Genomic DNA, 243 nt, shown 5'->3' with positions numbered 1-243 from the left:
GCAGGCGTCCACGGGCAGGCCTCATACCGGCCAGGGATCGCGTCCCGGAACCACGGGCCCAACCGAGAAGCACCAGTTCAGCCTGGTCAGCCAGGGTGTGGCCCAACAAGATCGCGTCGCAGCGGAGGTCATCGGCGGAGGACTCCAACGAAGCATGACGGGCGTCCCGGGCTGCGGCTTCAGGCCCAAAGCCAGTGGAATCCACTACCACGGTCCGCACTTCCACCGGAGAAAGACCCAGCT

At 66.3% G+C, this 243-nt stretch carries 1 protein-coding gene; it reads right to left on the bottom strand.

The genetic code is table 11. The features are described from left to right. Positions 1-243 (bottom strand): ATP-binding protein (locus tag N7568_RS25080; RefSeq protein WP_306423173.1); only part of this gene is annotated, 243 nt, incomplete at both ends.

Source organism: Paenarthrobacter aurescens (assembly GCF_025421775.1).
GTDB classification, from domain to species: Bacteria; Actinomycetota; Actinomycetes; order Actinomycetales; family Micrococcaceae; genus Arthrobacter; species Arthrobacter aurescens_B.
This window is presented reverse-complemented; position numbering and strand designations above follow the sequence as displayed.